17 protein-coding genes and 2 pseudogenes are annotated in these 18,908 nt (G+C 41.8%); 16 read left to right on the top strand and 3 right to left on the bottom strand.

Going from position 1 to position 18,908, the window contains the following annotated elements; genetic code table 11:
• The first annotated feature begins 9 nt into the window (after positions 1-9).
• From FS628_RS23855 to FS628_RS23840, 4 genes are read left to right on the top strand one after another with little or no spacing between them, the layout of a single operon-like run.
• Positions 10-795, top strand: a complete 786-nt coding sequence (locus tag FS628_RS23855) for a carbohydrate ABC transporter permease (RefSeq protein WP_222125280.1) — start codon at positions 10-12, stop codon at positions 793-795.
• A gap of 40 nt (positions 796-835) precedes the next feature.
• Positions 836-1,891 (top strand): DUF6282 family protein, encoded by a 1,056-nt coding sequence (locus FS628_RS23850; RefSeq protein WP_145325459.1) that lies wholly within the window; start codon positions 836-838, stop codon positions 1,889-1,891.
• A gap of 52 nt (positions 1,892-1,943) precedes the next feature.
• Complete coding sequence (gene allB / locus FS628_RS23845) at positions 1,944-3,344, top strand: allantoinase AllB (protein ID WP_145325458.1); 1,401 nt, start codon at positions 1,944-1,946, stop codon at positions 3,342-3,344.
• Between the two features lie 46 nt (positions 3,345-3,390).
• The gene (locus FS628_RS23840; RefSeq protein WP_145325457.1) at positions 3,391-3,795 is read left to right on the top strand and encodes a PucR family transcriptional regulator; all 405 of its coding nucleotides are present in this window, start codon (positions 3,391-3,393) and stop codon (positions 3,793-3,795) included.
• A gap of 152 nt (positions 3,796-3,947) precedes the next feature.
• Here the strand turns inward: FS628_RS23840 and FS628_RS23835 are convergent, their stop codons facing one another.
• Entirely contained in the window at positions 3,948-5,687 is a 1,740-nt protein-coding gene (locus tag FS628_RS23835) for a methyl-accepting chemotaxis protein (protein WP_260871165.1), read from the bottom strand.
• Between the two features lie 470 nt (positions 5,688-6,157).
• Here FS628_RS23835 and FS628_RS23830 point away from each other — a divergent pair.
• The 11 genes and pseudogenes from FS628_RS23830 to FS628_RS23785 all read left to right on the top strand — a co-directional run.
• A pseudogene (locus FS628_RS23830) lies at positions 6,158-6,390 on the top strand (GntR family transcriptional regulator); the annotation flags it as partial.
• Positions 6,391-7,113: 723 nt separating this feature from the next.
• Entirely contained in the window at positions 7,114-8,286 is a 1,173-nt protein-coding gene (locus tag FS628_RS23825) for a sensor histidine kinase (protein ID WP_145325455.1), read from the top strand.
• Positions 8,273-8,917: a response regulator transcription factor gene (locus tag FS628_RS23820; protein ID WP_145325454.1), complete on the top strand. Its 645-nt coding sequence runs from the start codon at positions 8,273-8,275 to the stop codon at positions 8,915-8,917. The genes FS628_RS23825 and FS628_RS23820 overlap by 14 nt, the downstream gene beginning before the upstream one ends.
• A 181-nt stretch (positions 8,918-9,098) precedes the next feature.
• Entirely contained in the window at positions 9,099-10,130 is a 1,032-nt protein-coding gene (locus FS628_RS23815) for an alpha/beta fold hydrolase (protein WP_145325453.1), read from the top strand.
• A 252-nt stretch (positions 10,131-10,382) separates the two neighbouring features.
• On the top strand, positions 10,383-10,721 hold the full coding sequence (locus FS628_RS23810; RefSeq protein WP_145325452.1) for a hypothetical protein: 339 nt from the start codon (positions 10,383-10,385) through the stop codon (positions 10,719-10,721).
• 38 nt (positions 10,722-10,759) lie between these two features.
• Positions 10,760-11,329: an erythromycin esterase family protein gene (locus FS628_RS23805; RefSeq protein ID WP_145325451.1), complete on the top strand. Its 570-nt coding sequence runs from the start codon at positions 10,760-10,762 to the stop codon at positions 11,327-11,329.
• Positions 11,330-11,472: 143 nt separating this feature from the next.
• A complete protein-coding gene (locus FS628_RS23800) occupies positions 11,473-13,212 on the top strand; it encodes an ABC-F family ATP-binding cassette domain-containing protein (RefSeq protein ID WP_145325450.1) in 1,740 nt (579 codons plus the stop codon).
• A 225-nt stretch (positions 13,213-13,437) separates the two neighbouring features.
• Positions 13,438-15,021, top strand: coding sequence for an alkaline phosphatase family protein (locus FS628_RS23795; RefSeq protein ID WP_260871164.1), 1,584 nt, complete (start codon positions 13,438-13,440; stop codon positions 15,019-15,021).
• Positions 15,022-15,135: 114 nt separating this feature from the next.
• On the top strand, positions 15,136-15,366 hold the full coding sequence (locus FS628_RS23790) for an XRE family transcriptional regulator (protein WP_145325448.1): 231 nt from the start codon (positions 15,136-15,138) through the stop codon (positions 15,364-15,366).
• A 72-nt stretch (positions 15,367-15,438) separates the two neighbouring features.
• Positions 15,439-15,633 (top strand): annotated as a pseudogene (locus FS628_RS33485) (Crp/Fnr family transcriptional regulator); the annotation flags it as partial.
• A gap of 6 nt (positions 15,634-15,639) precedes the next feature.
• Positions 15,640-15,768, top strand: a complete 129-nt coding sequence (locus tag FS628_RS23785; RefSeq protein ID WP_440131309.1) for a CPBP family glutamic-type intramembrane protease — start codon at positions 15,640-15,642, stop codon at positions 15,766-15,768.
• Positions 15,769-16,150: 382 nt separating this feature from the next.
• On the opposite strand, the gene FS628_RS23775 is transcribed toward FS628_RS23785, so the two are convergent.
• Positions 16,151-16,909: an MBL fold metallo-hydrolase gene (locus tag FS628_RS23775; protein WP_145325445.1), complete on the bottom strand. Its 759-nt coding sequence runs from the start codon at positions 16,907-16,909 to the stop codon at positions 16,151-16,153.
• A 335-nt stretch (positions 16,910-17,244) separates the two neighbouring features.
• Here FS628_RS23775 and FS628_RS23770 point away from each other — a divergent pair, with 335 nt between their 5' ends.
• Positions 17,245-18,252, top strand: coding sequence for an LLM class flavin-dependent oxidoreductase (locus FS628_RS23770; RefSeq protein WP_145325444.1), 1,008 nt, complete (start codon positions 17,245-17,247; stop codon positions 18,250-18,252).
• A 117-nt stretch (positions 18,253-18,369) separates the two neighbouring features.
• On the opposite strand, the gene FS628_RS23765 is transcribed toward FS628_RS23770, so the two are convergent.
• The gene (locus FS628_RS23765; protein ID WP_145325443.1) at positions 18,370-18,789 is read right to left on the bottom strand and encodes an Lrp/AsnC family transcriptional regulator; all 420 of its coding nucleotides are present in this window, start codon (positions 18,787-18,789) and stop codon (positions 18,370-18,372) included.
• Positions 18,790-18,908 lie beyond the last annotated feature (119 nt).

Below are 18,908 nucleotides of genomic sequence, written 5' to 3'. Positions count from 1 at the left end.
AATGCCCTAATGCTTCTTTTTACAGCCAGCTGCATATTGCCTCTGCTCTGGATCGGTTATTCCTCACTAAAGACGCAAGCAGAATTCGCCAACAACATTCTTAGTCTGCCCAGCGCACCACAGTTCGGAAATTATTTGGAAGCAATCAAACTGGCCAATATGCTTCAGTTGTCATGGAACAGCGCGAGGGTGACCCTCTTGTCAGTCATCGGCATTACAGCAATTTCATATGTAACAGGCTACATCACGGCCCGCATCGACTTCAAGGGAAAGAAAGTGATGATCTTTTATTACCTCTTCGGTATGCTGGTTCCAATTCATGCACTACTTGTTCCTCTTTATCTCCTGTTTAAAAATTTTGGCTTAGCAGATCAATGGTATACACTAATTATTCCTTATATTGCCTTTAACCTATCTCTACCAATCATGCTGATCAGCAGCTACGTGGCTGGCATTCCAAAAGAAATTGAAGAAGCGGCAGCGATCGACGGCCTCAGTTTCAGCGGAACGATGTACCGTATCATGCTTCCAATTGCCATACCGGTGCTGACCACGGTCGCCATTCTTCAATTTTTTTCCTGCTGGAACGAATTTTCGTTTGCACTGGTGCTGCTCAATGACGAGTCGCTGCGCACGGTTCCGCTCGGGATGTCCTATTTCAAATCACAGCACAGCACTAACTATCCTCAATTGATGGCCGGAATGATTCTGTCGATGCTGCCTGTCACGATTATCTATTTTGTGTTCAGTTCACGGATTATTGCCGGGGTCATGGCCGGAGCTGTTAAAGGATAATTATAATCTACCCAAATTCATAGCCAATGGAGGAATTACTATGCTAACTTTCGATCACAATCAAGAACAACCGCAGAAGCGGACACCGGACTGTTCCAAATGGAATGAATCGTTTTACCGCAGATCAATGGAACTGCCGGATGAACTGCTAATTGGAGCCATTGATAGTCATGTCCATGCCGGTCCGGTATTGAACTCAAACCCGGGGCATCTGGACCCGATCCAGGTAGCACAGGAAGCTGCAGCCGCAGGCATGAAGAGCATTGTATATTATGATGTATTTGGCTGGGCTTCAGGGATGGCTTGGGTAGTGAACCGTCATGTACCAGGCATTCACACGTATGGAGGTTATTTGATGAATTCCTGTCATGGGGGGATGAATCCTCGTTCCGTCAAAACCGCACTGCATATGGAAGAGGGTTGTCGCTTCATCAGCTTCGGATCACATTGTACACGTTATTCAGCTGAGAGGGAATCGACACTGATCGATGGTAAGTTGGTTCCGTTCAAGGATGCCTTTCCACGGTTTGCCGAGAAGGAGTTGAGTGTGGCAACGTCGATCCCGCTGGAAGGCCCCGTTCCCGAAGAGCTGGATGAAATCTTAAGCATGGTAGCAGAACATCCGGAGGTATATCTGAATACCGGCCATGTATCCGTGCCCGAAGCCTTCCGACTGCTGGACCTTGCGGAACAATACGGTATTGCCAAGGTGCTGATCGCTCATCCTGTACGCGGACAAATGACGATTGAAGAGCAGAAATCCGCTGCGGCCAGGGGTGCTTTTCTGGAGGCCTGCCTTGTCGATTGGCTGTATCCTGATGTTCCCCGAACCCATTACTATGTAGAAAGGGAATATATGGACATGGGAGCTGAGCTCGGCCGGTACTCAAACGCGACGAAATGGATGAAAACCATCCGTGAAGTGGGAATTGATCAGTTCGTCCTCGGAACGGACTATGGCATCCGCGCGGCACCAACCCCTGTACAAGGCATGAGAACAATGATTGCCAGCATGCTCGATTATCAATTCTCCCCGGATGATATTTACCGGATGGTTGCGACAAACCCAGCAAGGCTGATTGGCATCCATTCTTAGGAAGAGCTCGTGTATTGCGGTTACCTTAAGTATGGACAAGGAGGAGTGGAGCATGAAATCCGCAATACCTTATGATTTAGTCATTGCAGGCGGAATGATCGTTACTGAAGCAGCTGTAGAACGGAAGGATATCGGAATTATCCATGGATCGATAGCTGAAATCTCAGATAATATCGATCCGGTGGGGGCCACAGTCATTGATGCGCGTGGACTGACAGTCATGCCTGGCGTAATTGACACACATGTACACTTTAATGAGCCAGGGCTGGAAGCCTGGGAAGGCTTCCAAACGGGTTCGGCTGCTCTTGCTGCCGGAGGAGGAACTTTCTTCCTGGATATGCCACTTAACGCCATTCCTCCTACGGTTACGGTTAGTGCACTTCAGCGAAAAAGAGAACGTGCGTCAGGTAGAACTTATGCTGACTACGGCTTCTGGGGCGGATTGATGCCCGGTTATCTTAAAGAGTTGCCACTTCTGGCAAACGCCGGAGTGATCGGTTTCAAGGCCTTCATGTCTTCTCCGGGTGATAAAGACAAGGATGGGTTTCGCAGGTCGGACGATGATACCCTCAGAGAAGGGATGCGAATTATCGCAGAGACGGGCAAGGTACTGGCGCTCCATGCAGAGCATGAGCCTACCGTAACCCGGCTCACTCGTGAAGCCCGAAGCCTGGGGCGGTTCGGCCCGGAGAGCTATACAGCCTCACGTCCAATAGAGGCTGAGGTGGATGCAGTGGAAACTGCCTTGCGGTATGCAGCTGAGAGCGGATGTCGGTTACATTTTGTCCATATCAGCACTGAGGCTGCTGCAGGACGAATCCGTGAAGCCCGGAAAGTGGGAGTTAATGTGACCCTAGAGACCTGTCCGCACTATCTCTGCCTGACTGACAAAGACTTTGCAGTCATGGGTGCAGTGGCGAAATGCGCGCCTCCACTACGTGATGCGGAAGAACAGGATCAGCTATGGGTTAGGTTAAAGGAAGGCTGGTTTGATTTTCTGTCTTCGGATCATTCGCCCTGCCCAGCAAGCATGAAGACAGGGAATGACCTGTTTGAAGCCTGGGGCGGCATTGCCGGTGTACAAAGCACATTGGAGTTGATGTTGGACGAAGGTTACCTGAAAAGGGGGATTCCGCTTCCGTTACTGGCTCGCCTGTTGTCAGCGGCCCCCGCTGAACGATTCGGGCTGGCTCCTGTGAAGGGACGCATTGCAGTGAGCTATGATGCCGATCTAGTTCTGGTTGACCTTAATGCCTCCTATACACTTCAAGCATCAGACCTCTATCAGAAGCATCGTCATTCACCGTACATTGGTCGTAGCTTTGGCTGTAAAGTTAAGATGACACTGTTGCGGGGCAGGTTGATGTATAGTGAAGGATCGCCACTTCTTAATCAAGGTAACGGCAGGGAATTCAGGAGCGCATGTCCTGGAGCTATGAATATAAGCAGCTAGTCATGCTGTTCGAAAAGAGCACGTCCTATTTCAGGGAGGGGAAGCAATGACTGCAAAAGCTGACAAATTGTCCGCCGTTCAAGAAGATCTCCTCAAACTTGTCCAAGGTATTCCACGAGAACAAATGCAACAATACGTCGACCGCTATCTTGGCAGCCTGCTCGCCGAAGAAGGCTATGACCCTGAGCTGCTACAGACGCTGGAAACGTATGCGTCATGTAATGGCCACATGAATGAAATGTCCTCCAGGTTGTATATTCATCGGAATACAGCGGCTTACCGACTGGAGAAGCTGGAACGGCTCATAGGCATTCCACTAAAAGAACCCGAAAACCTGATGCTGCTAAATCTGGTTTTCCTGTTCCGCAGATTGCTAGAAGCAGAGGAGGCCAAGATGTCCGACAATTGTCTCCTAGCTCTCGACTACCGAAATCGGTATCTGACATTTTAATTCCGAACGAAAAAAGCCTGCTCTCAGAGGCAGGCTTTCTATTTTATGATCGTCGTTAACGGACTCACATGACCAAGGAGAAAGGAAGCTATGCGCCTTACTTCATGGTTCGTGCCGGCCGTCTGATTCGACAGGTAACGAGGGCTTTATTATTATGGACCTGATTTACGGACTTCGACTTGAAATTGATCGGAATATGATTTGAGGTCCCCTGCAAGACCAGCGAGCTCCCCGGAGATGTTCGACAATTCGCTCGCCGATCGTTGCTGTTCCACAGCACTAGCCGTGACTTCTTCGGCCATGGCTGAAGTTTCCTCGGTTGCGGAAGCAATATAACTGAGGTTCTGTTCCAACTCCTGACGAATAGAGTGCATATCCATCGTCCGGCTGTCTAAACTCTGAGCCAACTCATGCACTTCGGTCGATAAGCGGCTAACCTGTCTAAATGCCTGGAGGCAATCAGCGATCTGTTCCTCCTGTTCCTTAACTGCTACCATATTCGCATCAAAATGACTGCCCATACGATGTATCTCTTGAACAAATGAACTCAGGATCTCATCAATCTCCTGGATCGAACGTTCGGATTGTTGAGCGAGCTGTCCCATTTCACCAGCAACGACTGCAAAGCCTTTACCCGCTTCTCCAGCTCGGGCTGCTTCAATTGAAGCATTCAGGGATAGTATTTGAGTTTGTTTTAAAATGTTGTGAATTTGACCGCTAATAGAGGAAGCGAGTTCGGATTGAGTCGTCAGAGACCTGGAAATATCCTGTTGATGCTCAACTCGCTTGGCATTCTCTCGGCCCTTCTCAAGCAGAACCTCATGTTCACGTGTAACTTGTACTTGAACAGAAGATAGCTGCTCTGAAGTATGAGTAAACTGTTTCACATATGAACCTACTTCATCCATTATTTTGCCGAGATTCTCTGAATGCTGGACGGAGTGTTCTGTCTCTTCAGCCTGTTTCATTGAACCTATGGCAATTTCCTCAATCGCTCTGGAAAGTTCTTCGCTCTGACGCTGGTTCGTCTGAGCGGTTTCCGAAATATCTTTGGATGACTGCTGCAACGTATTTGATCCTTGCTGTATTCCCATCAGTATGTTCGTCAATTGGGCAACCATGATGTTAATCAAATCACTGATGTCACCGAGTTGATCATTGGTCATATGTGTGGATACGACTTTGAGATTCCCATCAGCAACCTGCTCGAGACTTGACTTAATATCGCGTACTTGTCTAAGAATGCCTCTTACTACGAATAGCATCATGACCAAAGAAAGAATCAGTACAACCACAAAAATCGGGATTATGGTCCGATAAGCATTATTCACGGATGTTGTGGAGACTTGATTCACTGCTCCAGCAGAAATATCAATGCCCAGATAGCCAATAACAACGCCTTGCGAATCCTTGATTGGTGTAAAGGAGGACAAAAGCTGTCCCCAGGTTGGATCGTCTACAATGCCTGTTGTGACGACTTCACCGCGTAACAAACGTTCCTGAATCTGGGGATTGAATTCCATTGCAGTCCCGTAAGGGCTATATTCCTTATCGTCCCAATTCGCTCCATCCACGGTGTAGATCCAACCGTCCGAAGTTTTGTTATACATATAAACATACAAGGCTCCCGATTGAAGCCTAACTTTAACGAGTTCGTCCCTAAGACTTTTATATTCGTCGCTCTCCTCTGAAGCAGTAGAAGATAATGTCTTAATTAATTCCGATTCCTGACCTAGTTGAGAGGCGGTATTCACAGCCAGCTGCTGATTGTTATGCTGCATGGTCATTAATGATGCATTTTCACTGGAGTCGATGGTGGTCCACATGATTAGACCGCCCATGGCCAGTAGCGGAACCAGAATAATCAAATACAGTTTGAACCTTAAATCCATCTTTTTTTTGTAAGTCTGTCTCAAATCCTGTTCCCCCTTAGAAGTGTTAAACATTATGGTTATTCATATAACCCATACTATTTATCGTAAAATTGAAGAGGGAAATGAAGACTGATTCTAGATTTATATTTATATTTACATATACGCAGATTATAAACTAACGTGTAAAAGTGAGAACATATCAAAATGGCGAGCTTTTCCCGGAATTTAATCAGGGGAGAGGTCGCCGGTACCGGAGCCACGAATAGCCCCGTGTTGTGTGTGTGGTATCTGACCATTATATGTAGTGAATCAAACAGGAAGCACGCATTTATCCTAATATAGGGTTAATAGAAGCCGCTATTGTAGCGGCTTTTTTCTTTTTCATTATTTGACATCTGTATTTTTTACAGGGAGACCGTATTTAAAGTAAAAGCTAGGAGGAGAAAGGAAAACCTTTACTAAAAAATAATCTAATTGGAGTAACTTACATGGAGATTATCATAAGCAGCAATACAAGTAAGCCCATCTACGAACAAATAACATCACAGATCAAAGCGATGATTATGAGCGGTGAATTAAAGACTGGAGACCCCATTCCATCGATGCGCTCCATGGCTAAATCTATCCATGTCAGTGTGATTACTGTTCAAAAGGCTTGCAAAGGGACGGTTTTATAGAGACCACCGTAGGACGGGGAAGCTTTGTATCGGCGCAAAAAAAATACCCAAATGCAGTGATTGACCCTGCGACAATTGATGATATTATGCTGTTGTATATAAAGGGGGAGAGGAAATGAAAGGACTTATTCTTAAAGATTTAACTTGATGGAGAAAAAAGTATTGCCGGAATAATCCTTTCTTATGTAGTTACTGCTCTTGCGATTGCGGGATTAAGAAAATGGCTAGGCTACTATATGAATATAGAAGAAAATCTGCTTTTAGTATATGGAATAGTAGCTGCACTTAGTGTTGTAGTATATACACTCTCATGGATCATATGCCCAAGATGGCTAAGCCGTAAAGAATTATGATGCATAACATGATTGAATACTCTGCCCAGTATGCGATCAAAAACAAGAATTAAAATGAGGGAAGATACAGCGGTGAAATTTCAATTTATCTAAGAGCCAGACGTAAAGTGCAGAGCCGATGACCGCGAGCAGAGTCGCAGTTATCGGCTTTTTTTGCATTCGTTCAAAACATACTGCTCTATGATTGGAGGAATTTAAATAATGATAATGGATCAGGGAAAAGCCTAAGCGAAACACTGAAGGTACGGCACCGCTCATTTTTTTGACCACTTGTAAAAGAACTGTATTTTTCTTACGAAATAATCTAAGATTTATTTTAGGTAGTGATAACACTTGGTGAGTAGGGAGTGGAAAAATATTTTTGTGGAGTCAGAGCAGTCATCTTTCAATGATTCTCGTTATCTAGGAGCTAGAATGAAAAAAATCATTGCTTTCATGGACTGGAGTATATTCTCGCTTCGTTTTTATCATTACTTGTTGCTTGCCATTCTAATTCTGACTGTACCCGAAGACTCGGCTCACGTTCAATTGGAGATCATCTGGCTTTTGGCGGCCTTCCTTGTCCCGATCTTATTTTGGTTTCCACAACTGCGGTTGAACAATCTGTGGTTTTGTATTACCGAGGTCATTCTTGGCGGCTCATATTATGTGAATATGACTATCCATTCTGAATTCATCTCCTCGCCTGATTACTTGCTTCCCAGCCTAACCATGGGCTACTTATTGACCAGAAAGACATTTTGGATTATCCCTACTGTTTTTTTGATACCTTTCGTCTTCCTGTTCAATCAAGGATACATCTTGAACCAGAGCATGAGTATGGGGTTCGACAACTTGTTATTTTGCTTTATTGGTATATGGGTAAGCTTCATAGCTAATGCTTATCGTCAGAAAAATGCCTTGGCGGTTGAAGTTGAACATCAGAACAGGTTGTTGAGCCATTATGCCGCTCAGGTCGAGAAATTAACGTTAATGGAAGAACGCAGCCGTATGTCCAAGGAACTCCATGATACACTTGGGCATTCCTTTATTTCTCTGATCATGAGTCTGGATGCGGCCATTGCTCTATTGGATCATAAGCCTGCTGAGGTGAAAGATAGACTTATTCGCTTGAGAGCGTTAGCCGAGAGAAATCTCGACGAAATGAGAGATGTTGTTCACGAAATGGGAGAAGACGATAATAGCCTCTTTAAGCAGATTAGCGTACTTGCTGATAGCTTTGCCGAGCACACTGGAACGAATGTTACATTGAATCTGCCTATGACAGAACATGCAATGCTTCTTAAAGCGCGACAAGCTATTCTGCGCATGATTCAGGAATCGTTTACGAATGCGCTAAAACACGGAAAAGCGTCTAAGCTGAATTTGGAGCTTTCCTTTGTTGAGGAAGCCTTACATATCGTTATTCGAAATAATGGTAAGCCATTGGACAAATTGGAATACGGCTTTGGCTTAACCACGATGAAGCAACGGATTCAGGAAATTGGAGGTAAGCTTACCCTCTCATCCTCATCTGGAGCCACGTCGTTCACCGAGGTGAGATGCGAAATTCCGTTAAATGGAGTGATGTTACATGCAGAAGATTAGAATATTAATTGTCGACGATCAAGAGCTTATTCTGGAGAGTCTGCATATTGTCCTGTCTCTTGAAGAAGATTTTGAAATTGTCGGATTAGCCAAAAATGGGGAAGAAGCCATTGAAGGCAGTAAACAATTTCAGCCTGATATCGTGCTAATGGATATTAATATGCCCGTTATGGATGGCGTTGCTGCAACGTCACGAATTAAGCAACAGCTTCCGGCGATTAAGATCATCATGCTGACCTCATATAAGGAAGTGGATTATGTTTTGACGGCATTAAGCCATGGAGCAGAGGGGTATCTACTCAAAGCGATCCGTCCCAAGGAGCTGGCTGCAGGAATACGTGTGGTTCATACAGGAGGTACATTGATTTCTCAGGAAATGGCGGCCAAAATGATAAAAAATATACCCCCGTCTGCTGCTCCAAAGAGCAATGAGTACGGATTGAGCGCACGTGAAATTGAAGTGCTTCACAAGTTGGCATCTGGCTTGCGCAATCAAGATATTGCTGAAGCTTTGTTTCTTAGTGAAGGGACCGTTAAAAACTATATTTCTTCCATCTATTCCAAATTGGATGTGAAAGGAAGGAGGGAGGCAACTCGCAAAGCCAGAGATTCAGGAATGATGGAAGAATAAACAGGTAGAATGTTACTGATGTTCATAAAAAATCGGCAACTCATTGGAGTTGCCGATTTTTTATGTCATAGGTTCAATTCATGACTAAATCGCACTATGTGTATATGACTTTTAAAGTCTAAATTTATAACAAGCGGAACAATCACTTCGGAAGATTGAAGCGCAGAGAGGGGTAATTCGGATGAAAAAAATGAAGAAATTATTTATTGGGATCGGTATTGCTGTTTTAATACTTTCAATGGTGGTTCTTTACTTTCCAACATGGACTCCGAACATAAAAGGGGAAAATAGTATTAGTGTACTGGAACAAGTAGAGATCAATGGAACAGGTCATGAAATCATGATCCGCGGTCAAAATGTAGAGAATCCGGTCATTCTGTATGTACACGGTGGGCCGAGCGCATCTGAAATTCCGCACGCCAAGCAATATCAGGATGTATTGGAATCCAGATTTACCATCGTGAACTATGATCAAAGAGCAAGCGGAAAGTCTTATCATTTTTTTGAGGATTACTCCAATTTATCAACGGACTTGTTGGTTGATGATATACTGGCCATCACGGATTATATCTCTGAACGCCTTGGCAAGGAAAAGGTGATCCTGATCGGCCATTCCTTCGGTACTTACATTGGTTCTTTGGCTGCCCATAAAGCACCGGAGAAATATGAAGCCTACATCGGAATTGGTCAGGTAGGAGATACTAAGCAGAGTGAGATAGACGGTTGGAATTATGTAATGAAACAAGCTCAGCTTGCAGGTAATGATGATGACATAGCAAGACTGAATCAGGTTTCTGAAGCCATTAATCAAGGGCAGACATTTACACCGAGAGACATTGTTACACGATACAATGGTGCTGCGAGATTGATGGATAACCCTGATGACAGTTTTCTTGGAATGGCGTTCAGCAGTGAATACAACATGTTCGATGTCATACGTTATAATAAAGGAATGACTTATTCACAAGGAATTCTAATTGGTGAAGTGATGAGTCGTCCATTGCCTTCCTTAATTAAGAAGCTGGATCTGCCATTTTATTTTGTAATGGGAGATTATGACTTTATGACTTCGTCCCATGCTGCCAAACAGTTTTTTGACGGAATTAAAGCTAACAAGAAAGAATTTATTTCTTATAAAGAATCGGCTCACTACCCACACTATGAAGAAAAGGAAAGATTCTTCAATTGGATGACAGATACGTTCACTCAATAACATTTGTTAGAAATTAAAAAGAGAAGCGTGCGTAAATAAAAAGTGATCCGCTGCTGTTTTCAACTAGCGGACTGACAATAGGAATCGTTGCAGAAATGCTGACGATTTTTTTTGTATACATTTACAGAGCGTTATAGAGCTAAAGCCCATAGTACTTGATATATTCTTAAACAAATCTTAAACGCAACGTGCATTGGTTTTAAACTCCAGATGTTAAGCTGATATACATAAAAACAGAGGAGTGTCAGCCTAATGAATCAGTTGGTTAGAAAAGTGTTATTGTCTACAGTGGTGTGCAGTTTCAGTGTGATGTCCATTGGTCCGGTGGCATATATGTCTGGATCAACTTTAGTAGACCAGAAGAATACGATATCTTCAGAATTAATTTGGAAAGAAAGCGTTCGCTCAAATGCAAATACGATCACATCCATTAACGCAGAGAAAAATGATCAGTACTCTGATTTGATGTTTCTAAAGCCTATTTTAACGGATAAAAGAATCGTTAGCTTGGGAGAAGCATCGCATGGAACATCAGAATACAATTCAATGAAAGTAAGGCTCGTAAAACTCAGAATGAGCAACTCAACCTGATATCTCTGGTAGATCGTGTCTTACAAAATAGGTTAGACATGCTGGATAACTATCATCCTCATATTGTAAATCTGCTAGCAGGAGTAGACCCCGAGAAGCATCTGAAATTAGGAAGTTATGAACGAGATCGCGTGATGGCGGATAATGTAGAATGGCTTGCAGAAACCGTTTATCCTGAGGAAAAAATGATATTATGGGGACACAATTATCATATACGTAAGAATAATTCCACAATGATCACAGAGCATAACGGCTACGATTATGATAATAACCCATATCCAACCATGGGTGAGATGCTTCCATACTCACTCAAGCAAGCTGGTTATGTTATAGGTTTGTATGCATATGAAGGAAGCGCACATAAAAACAATGGAGAGGAAGAGCAAGTCCTGCCTCATGAAAAAGGTAGTCTTGAAGATATTGCAGGAACTGAAATGGGCCCAGCCCGGTTCATCAATATGAAAGACAAGGCGTTAAGTCCAACAACGGAGTGGATGTATACACCTCGAATTGCCAAAGCATGGGGAGTTTTAGACGAGAAGATGATCCCTCGCGATCAGTATGATGGAATATTACTTATTCATAAAATCCATCCCTCTAATCACTAGGAAAGAGCGTACTCAAATTTCAAAGTGAGGGTAAGGGCTAAAAATCGATTGTACTTGGTGGTAAACAGTGTTACTCTAAAAGTCTGTGTTCGACAATATATTCAATACTAGCCACCAATTTAGTTGTAAAGAAAGGTAACACTATGATAAAAGTTGAAAACTTATCCTTCTCATTTCCACAAAAGGAACTATATAAAAACATTTCATTTACGTTTGAAGAGGCACAACATTGTGCTTTTATCGGAACAAGCGGAAGTGGAAAAAGTACATTGATCGATATCCTGATGGATCCGGAACGATATTTGTTCGAGGGCAAGTTAGAGATAGACCCCGATTGCAGAATCGGGTATGTGAGTCAGTTTTTGCAAGTAGACAAAACAAAAGAAATGACCGTTTTTGAATATATCGCAGAAGAATTCATCAAGATACAAGATGAAATTACAGCAATTTATGCGGAGATGGCCACCACATCGGATATGGATTCCTTGATGGAAAAGCTACAATTGGCTTTGGATGCCTTCGAGGCGATGGATGGGGATAATTTCGAAAAAAACATCAATAAACAGTTAAACCTTGCCAACCTCATGAAGCTCAAAGATCTTAGTATATCCGCCATAAGCGGCGGGGAATTCAAACTTATTCAAGTGATGAAGGAAATGCTGAATCGTCCAGACTTCATGATTATGGACGAACCCGATGTATTTCTAGACTTTGAAAACCTGAACGCGCTTAAAAAGTTGATTAACACACACAAGGGAATGCTGCTCGTTGTTACGCACAACCGATATCTGTTGAACCATTGTTTCAACAAAATCATACACCTAGAAAACACAGAGCTCCAAGAGTTTGACGGGCGATATATCGATTACAACTTCTCACTGCTTCAGTCTAAGATCGAACTGCAAGAAATCGCAGTTGCTGAAGCTGAAGAAATTGAGAGATACGATCACATCATCGACAATCTTAGAGAGATCGCCACATATAATTCGGAAGCCTCCAGAGGCAGAGCGTTAAAAGCCAGAGTCAAGTTTCAAGAGAGATTGGAAGCACGTCGAATAAAAGAACCCTTTGTCGATATCAAACAGCCGAATATCCGTTTTGGAATCGATAAGGAAATGGAAGACACCGTTGTGGTTAACGTCAATAACTATAGCGTTTCCTTTGACGAGTTGCTTTTGGAAAATGTGAACTTTGAGATCAAATCAACAGATAAAGTAGCCCTGATCGGTCCAAACGGTACCGGGAAAACGACTTTACTCCGAGAAATTTTTAAAAATAATCAGGATTCCATTGAAATCAATCCTGATGTTAAGGTAGCTTATTTATCTCAAGTTCAAGGCGAAATGTTAAAGGATTCGAATACCATCCTAAATGAATTCATAGATTCCGGGTTTCAAACGTATGATGAAATTAGATCGTATCTTCCAAACTATGGCTTTGAAGGAGAAATCCTTGATCAAAAGATTGAATCGTTATCTGGCGGAGAAAAAAACATGCTTCAATTGGCTAAAGTTTCTGCCAGTCAAGCCAACGTATTGCTCCTGGATGAACCGACAAGCCATTTAGACATCTATACACAAATCGCATTGGAGAAAGCCATTGAAGACTACAAAGGTGCGATTATCATGATTTCTCATGATTTCTATTCGGTTGTAAATGGTATGGATTATGTTTTAATTATCGAGGACAAAACGATTAGTAAAATGAGTATAGAAGAATTTAGACAGATGATTTATGCGAGTCATTTTGATGAAAACTATCTAGAAAATGAACAAAAGAAAAAAGCAGTTGAAATGAAAATAGAATTGGCTCTGAAAGATACTAATTTTGAACTTGCAAAAGGTTTGGTTGATGAGCTAGAAAAGCTAATTAAGTTGCTTTAAAACTAAAGGGCTAAAGTGAATTAGTTCGTTTTCAAGAAGATTTTCCCATTAAAGTCGCTATTTTTAGCGGCTTTTTTTGTTACTCGGATAGTTACCGACTTGATTATTCCGGAATGCAAAATGGTGATGAGTTCCCTTGGTAAAAAAAACCTCGAATATCTCCAAGGTTTTCGATGAACAATTTACATAAACGGGGTGAACTGGATGAGGAAAAAAGGGAAACAAATGTTAGCTTCGATCTTATTAATGATCATGCTTATCGGATGCCAGAACTCGAAACCGAAAGAACAGGATTTGATGCGGATAAACTCCACGAATGGAGAAAATGCAAAGAAAGTCATCTTCCTGATGGTGGACTCTTTGATGTATCAAGCGATCGACCAAGGGATCAGTAAACAGGAACTTCCCGCATTTAAATTCCTGATCGAACACGGGCAATATTACAAAAATTTGGTCAGTTCTTTTCCCACGATGTCCGTCACAATCGACAGCTCGCTGATTACTGGTGCGTATTCAGACATTCACCGTGTGCCGGGCCTAACTTGGTATTCTGCGGACAACAAGAAAGTGATCAATTACGGAACCGGACCTATGGAAGTGCTAAAACTCGGAGTTAGTCCAGTTATGACTGATGCATTATTCCATTTGAATGAAAGTCATTTGAACAAGGATATTCCCACGATTTATGAGGAATTGGCTCAGCAAGGGTTAAAGTCTGGTTCGATCAACGGGCTGATATACAGAGGGGCGTCCGCTCATAAATTGTCGATACCTGATTGGATGCAAGCTACTACTTCCTTACCAAAAGAAATTCAGGTTAAAGGGCCAGACTTCCTATCCCTGGGTGCATTGTCTAATCCGTTTCAAGGTATCAAAAACTTGCCGGATGGCCTAACGAATCGGATGGGTATCAATAATGATTTTGCTATTGAAGCTGTGAAATATTTGATTCGATCCAATAAACTACCGGATTTTTTGTTTGTCTATTTGCCGGATTTAGACCGGGAGTTACATAAAGAAGGACCTGCGGGGCTTCATGGGGTCAAAGAGTTAGATCAACAACTTCAATCTGTTTTGGAGTCATTCGGGTCTCCAGAGAAAGCCTTGCATCATGCCAACTTTATCATTGCAGGCGACAGCGGCATGACCCGGATTCTGCCTGCCGAACAGAATCCGGTCATAGATTTGCCTTCCTTGCTTGGAGATGCCAAAATCTTGCGTCCTGGTGAAGCTGTGTCGAAGGAGACTGAGATCATTCTTGCCGTCAATGAAACGATGGCCTATGTGTATTCATTAAATGTAGATCGTTCCTTGAGAGATACGGCCAACCTTTTAATGAAAGACCCACGCATCGATTTCATCTCTTGGAAAGAAAAGGATTGGAATTACGCCATGCAAGGATCAACAGCCAATCAGATCAAATTTAAAGCAGGAGGCAACCTGACAGATCCATACGGTCAATCATGGACAGTCGAACAGGACGAAGAGGTCTTGGATCTAAACTTAAATATGGCTACACACTCCTTGAGTTACGATCAGTATCCCGATGTTCTGAAACGATTGTCAAGCGCGCTCCACTCACATCAAGGCGAATTTTTGGTTATCACCGCAAAACCAGGGTATGAATTCACTAGCGGCAGCTCACCAAAGCATAAGGGAGGAGGAGGTCACGGTTCCATCCGTAAAATGGAATCTCTTGTTCCCTTGATTATCAGTGGTACAGATCAAAAGCCTGAGTATTTACGTATGGTCGATTTAAAAGCTTATCTGCTAAACCTTTTGACTAGAAAAAATCAAGGAATACAGTAGGTAAAAGAGTAGGAGATTCAAATCAATTTGCCTTATGAATGAAAATGGACTGGTCAGTGATGAATAACCAACGTTTAAGGTTAAATATGATGTTACGATGGAGGTTATCGCTTCTTGAAATTTGAACTAGGACGCTGCTTATTGAATGAAAGATTGATTGAAAACGGAAAGTCAGCAGAATGGCTAGCAAAAGAATTACTTTTTAAACCGGAACGCATTTTCGACTTCATTGAAAACAAAAGAGTGATGCCCCTCAAAATTGCCATATCGATCGCCGATTCCATCGGTTGTGATGTTCGTACCTTGTATGAACTAATTCCGGAAAAGACTAACAGGAAAATGTAACTGAGTATTGAAGTTGAAGCTCTGAGGTGTCACCAAGCCATGGTAACCGGATCGAAATCCGTGTTTACTGTGGAAGCGTTAGAGGATTCAATCGTCATCGTGATCCCATACGATGCGTTGAATCAATTGATGGACCGGAGCCATATGTGAGGAACGGTTCTGTCAGAAAAGCCGTGTAACGACTTTACATACGGAAAGAAGAACGAGAGAGAACTGTTATGCATGTCTGCGTTGGAACGATACCAAGCTTTTTTATCAAAGTACCCAATAACATTGCCCGTGAATTTTATTAGTGGAATAGTGCTTGCATGGACCTATGAACGTAAGGAATCGGTCGTGCCAGCTATGTTCGTTCACGGTGTCTTTAATACAATTGCTGTGTTGTTAACTGCGCTGAGTTAAAATGATTAATATAGTCTATATACACGATAAGCGCTAATTAGCCTCTGCAAAGTGGTAGGCGGAGGAACAGAATCTAGTTAAAATATTGTAATTCATGTGAAAAAGAGGTGTGAAACAGCTATGAAGAATAGAAACATAACAGGTATTGTAGTGGCCATAATTTATTGTATTATTCTTTATGTTTTTTTAACTGATTCCGCCCCTGGTGAAGCTCCAAATAATCCGCTATGGGTTTATATATTGATTCCACTAGGAGCTGTTGTGATTACGTCTCTATTTGATTATGTAATTAAGTTCGATTTCTTCAGAAAAAAAAAGTAGTAAATCCCCAATAAACCCCGGGCTTCGATAGCTGGGGTGTATTGAGGATTTCACGGAACTTTTAAATAGTATAAGAGTCTCCGTCTTCAGGTACAAACACGTTATCTGAAATACCTTTTTCATCCACAAAATTTTTCAATTCTTCTCTGGACAGTCCCCAGTGATTTACAGCTTCCATGTGCACAGAAATAATTTTAGCGTTAGGGGCCGCTTTGCAGACTTCATAAATATCATCTTTCCCCATAACAAGTGAGCCCATTTGAATGAATTGATTGTCCCCGCCATTAACAACAATGACATCCGGTTTGTACGTAGTTAGTACTCTATGAATAGCTTCATACCATACTGTATCGCCAGCTACGTACAAGGTTTTCTCACTGGAATGCTTAAAAACAACTCCGCAAACTAATCCAGCCATTTTCAAGATTTCTCCTCTTCCGTGTTCGCCTGGAGTCTTTATCAGCCGGATACCATTGAATTCAGTGTCTTCCTGAAGTACCTCAACATTAGTGAAACCATCTTTTTGCACAAGATCAGCATCTTCTTGATTTTGAACGAACATTTTAATGTCTTTAGGTATGACTTTCTTGGCTACATCATCATAGTGGTCCAAATGAAGGTGAGTAAGAATAACCGCGTCTAGATTATTTAATAGGCTTTCAGTAGGTACCGGAAGATCGACCAATGGATTGCGGTCTTCTCTTATAGAATTAGGAAATGGAGGATATGCTCCTTTTTCAGCTAAGAATGGATCAACTAAAAATTTGTATCCTGCATATTCAATCACAATTGTTGCATTTCGAATTTGTTGTATCTTCATTGTTTTATAGCTCCCTTTTCTAGATATTTCTTTTATAGTCTACACACTTAATTCAGACGAATACATAAAATAATTCAAGTGTTTTTGATGTTTTAGTTTATTTATGAAAGCATGTTTGACCGTTAGATATTCTTCTACGGTGACTATGCAAAATCTATTTTTATATAAAACTTTCATCTTTAAAGCAAAAGCGCGAAATTACTTTATTTTCTCTATGTAACAATGGATTGAGAAAGTATACATTTATTTGGTATGCAATCGAGAGAGGTCTACATTCAACATAAAAGATTATCATTCCTCACAATTTTGCAAAAATAGTACTTTGAGGTGAAATCATGAAAAAATTTGATATATCTGTCTTGTCCGTTGCTCCATTAAGACAAGGCGAAACAATGAAAGAAGGAATAGAATCCGCAGTATCTTTAGCTAAGGCTGCAGATCGAATGGGTTATAAACGTATTTGGTTTGCAGAACACCATAATCACGATGCATATGCAAGTGCAGCTGTCGTCTCAATTGTACAGCACATATTATCAAACACAGAGGAAATTCGTGTGGGTTCAGGTGGGGTTATGTTACCTAATCACTCACCTCTAGTTGTAGCTGAGCAGTTCGGTACACTTGAAACGTTGTACCCGGGTCGAGTAGATTTAGCATTAGGGCGTGCACCTGGCACGGATCAAAAAACTGCTGAAGTGATTCGACGGTCCAACCACAATGGTGTATTTTTCTTCGAACGAGAAGTAAAAGAAGTCTTGCAATATGTAGGAGACGAGAGCGTTCAAGGGGAGATACGTGCTTATCCAGGTATTGGAACCAACGTGCCAATTTTTGTATTAGGTTCATCCATAGGTTCAGCTAAAATCGCAGCAAATCTTGGTTTACCTTATGTATTTGGGGCACAGTTTTCACCTCACGATATGAGGGAAGCACTGGATATTTATCGTGAGAACTTCAAACCATCTGCCGATCTGCAGGAACCATATGTGATGGCTTGTATCTGTGTGATCGCAGCGGATTCAGTGGAGGAGGCTACACTAATTTCTGCGAGCCATCTGCAAGTATATATTGATATCTATACAAATAATTTAAGTCAGCTTGTTCCGCCAACTGAAAAATTCCTTCAATCATTGTCCCAAGCTGAATTGGACATTATATATCATCGACTAGGGTATACCATTCTGGGCGATGCGGACACTCTTCGGCGAGATTTAATTAAATTTCAGCAGACATATCAAGTAGATGAACTCTTTGTGATATCAAATATATACGAATCTGAGAAGGAAATTCATTCTTATGAGATTTTAAAAAGCGTTGTTGATGAATTATTTGATCAGAAGTGACTTAAAGAAAGTTAGTTCCGTCATCTTTGAAATGAAAATAATTCCATTAAAGAAGCGGGTCTTAATGAATCTCGCTTCTTTCTGGAATGATCACATAATTTAATAATAATCAAAGCTTCAAATATCCATTTTATTAATAACAGTGGAGAGTTTGTAATTGGCATGTTTATTTAAATCAACTAGAAAATCATTTAAGTATTCATTGGACGGAAACCTGCACTCCAAAATATAACATCCCTCTCCACTAATCCTATAGTTATTTATTATATAGTTCATTTGTGTCTTTATAAAAGAGAGATAAAATTGATGGTTTGTTTCTTTTGTGAATATTGTAATAAATGCATGTATATAGCAGCTCAATTTAGCTTGATTAACTTTAATGGTATATCCCTCAATGACTCCATTGTCTTCTAGTTTTGCTACCCTAGACGCAGTAGCTTGTCCAGTCATATGAATTTTTGTGCCAAGTTCTTTCATCGTAACTCGACTGTTATTGGATAATTCATCTAATATTCGACGATCAGTATTATCTAACATTTGAATTCCTTTCTTTAATGAATTGAGGATCAGATATCTTTAATTTCATTCTATCCCCTATGCAACAAGTATAGTCTGATTCAGTACAATACACCACGCACAAATATGTAAGATACTTA

Origin of the sequence: Paenibacillus xylanexedens, assembly GCF_007676705.1 — a bacterium.
In the GTDB taxonomy this organism is placed as follows: domain Bacteria; phylum Bacillota; class Bacilli; order Paenibacillales; family Paenibacillaceae; genus Paenibacillus; species Paenibacillus xylanexedens_C.
The sequence above is the reverse complement of the archived record's forward strand: the minus strand, read 5'-3'. Positions and strand labels throughout refer to the sequence as shown.